This window comes from Kitasatospora sp. NPDC093558 (assembly GCF_040683475.1).
Lineage (GTDB): Bacteria > Actinomycetota > Actinomycetes > Streptomycetales > Streptomycetaceae > Kitasatospora.
Window position 1 is genome coordinate 2,859 of record NZ_JBFBDY010000450.1, and the last position, 2,341, is coordinate 5,199.

General features: G+C 72.9%; 1 protein-coding gene. It reads right to left on the reverse strand.

The window, feature by feature from the left end:
* Positions 1–302: 302 nt before the first annotated feature.
* On the reverse strand, positions 303–2,341 hold a 2,039-nt coding region (locus AB0O00_RS28765; RefSeq protein WP_363656632.1), incomplete at its 5' end, for an FAD-dependent monooxygenase.

The window sequence follows — 2,341 nt, forward strand, 5'->3', positions numbered from 1 at the left end:
CTTCGCCCAGTTCGTCTTCGAGTGCTTCGCCGTCGAGTCCGTCGCCCACCGCGACGGGACGGCCCACGACGGTGCCGAGCGCCCCGAGCACGGCGGTGACCACCCCGCCGCCCATGCAGCCGACCCCCGCGCCGACGTTCTCCCTCGGCCCCGACAACCCGACCGACCTCCAGCACCGCCCGGTCCCGGCCGGGTAGGCGGCCCGGATCGCGGTCAGGGAGTCGTCGGTTACCGGGGACGCTTTCGGGCGCCCCTGACGGGGGCGGGGCGCTTTCCGCCTCCAGCGGTGGCCGGCCGGGGGGTCAGGGGACTGGGGCCGGTTCGCGGGGTGGGGTCCAGCGGAGGTGGATGGTGCGGTCGGGGGCCTCGGCGCGGAGCAGGGTGAGGCGGGGGCGGATGGCGTCGGTGCGGGAGGTGGGGGGTTTGCGGCTGCCGGCGCGGTAGGGGAGGGGCCACTCGGCCGCGGGGCCGCGGTAGTCCTGTTCGGCGGCGGCGTGCAGGGTCCAGTGGGGGTCGTAGAGGTGGGTGCGGCCGATGGCGCAGAGGTCGGCGCGGCCGGCGATGAGGATGGAGTTGACGTCGTCGTAGGAGGCGATGGCGCCGACGGCGATGACGGCGGTGCCGGTGGCGGCGGCGACCTCGTGGCGGATCCGGTCGGCGTACGGGGTCTGGTAGGAGCGGCCGTAGGCGGGGCGCTCGTCCTTGGTGACCTGGCCGGTGGAAACGTCGATGGCGTCGGCGCCGTGGGCGATGAAGGCGCGGGCGATCTCGACGGCGTCGTGCTCGGTGTTGCCGTCGGGGGCCCAGTCGGTGGCGGAGATGCGCACGATCACCGGGCGGTCGGCGGGCCAGGCGGCGCGGACGGCGTCGAAGACCTCCAGGGGGTAGCGCAAGCGGTTCGCCAGCGGGCCGCCGTACTCATCGGTGCGGTGGTTGGCCAGCGGGGAGAGGAAAGAGGAGAGCAAGTAGCCGTGGGCGCAGTGGAGTTCGAGGAGGTCGAAGCCGGCGTCGGCGCCGCGCCGGGCGGCGGCGACGAACTCGGCGGTGATCCGGTCGAGTTCGGCGCGGGTGAGTGCGCGCGGCGTCGCCGAGGCGGGGCCGTAGGGGAGTTCGGACGGTCCGACGACGTCCCAGTTGCCCTGCTCCAGTGGTTCGTCCATGCCCTCCCACATGAGGCGGGTCGAGCCCTTGCGGCCGGAGTGGCCGAGCTGGAGGCCCATCCGGGCGGTGGAGTTGGCGTGCACGTAGGAGACGATGCGGCTCCACGCGTCGCGCTGCCCGTCGTTCCACAGGCCGGTGCAGCCGGGGGTGATGCGGCCCTCGGGAGAGACGCAGACCATCTCGGTCATCACCAGGCCGGCGCCGCCCATCGCCTTCGAGCCGAGGTGGACGAGGTGGAAGTCCCCGGGGAGGCCGTCGACGGCGGAGTACATGTCCATGGGGGAGACGATGACGCGGTTCTTGAGCTCCAGCGGGCCGAGCCGGAACGGCTGGAACATCGCGGGGACGACGCTCTGCGCGCCCTGAGCCTTGGCGAAGGCCTCGTCGACGCGGTCGGCGAACTGCGGGTCCCGCGTGCGGAGGTTGTCGTAGGTGATGCGGCGGGAGCGGGTGAGCAGGTTGAAGCAGAACTGCACCGGCTCCTGGCCGACGTACATGCCGATGTTCTCGAACCACTCCAGGGAGGCCTGCGCGGCGCGCTGGGTGGACTCGACGACCGGGCGCCGCTCGGTCTCGTACGCCGTCAACGCCTCGTCCAGGGAGGGGTGTTCGTGCAGGCAGGCGGCCAGCGCGAGGGCGTCCTCCATGGCGAGCTTGGTGCCCGAGCCGATCGAGAAGTGCGCGGTGTGCGCGGCGTCGCCGAGCAGGACGAGCCGGCCGTCGTGCCAGCGCTCGTTGCGGACGGTGGTGAAACTCAGCCAGCGCGAGTTGTTGGCGAACAGCCGGTGCCCGTCGAGCTCGTCGGCGAACAGGGCGCGGATCCGCTCCACGGCGGGCTCGTCGGAGGCGCCGGGCGGGAGGTCGAGGCCGGTGTCGAAGCCGGCCCGGCGCCACACGTCCTCGTGCATCTCGACGATGAAGGTGGAGCCGGCGGCGGAGTAGGGGTAGCCGTGGACCTGCATGGTCCCCCACTCGGTCTGCTTGATGAAGAACTGGAACGCCTCGAAGACGAGGTCGGTGCCGAGCCACATGTACTTGTTGCGGCGGGTGTCGAGCGTGGGCCGGAAGACGTCCGGATTCGCCTGCCGCACGGCCGAGTTGACGCCGTCGGCGGCCACCACCAGGTCGTGCCCGGCGCGCAGCGCGGCGGTGTCCGGCGCGGGCGTGCCGAAGCGCAGGT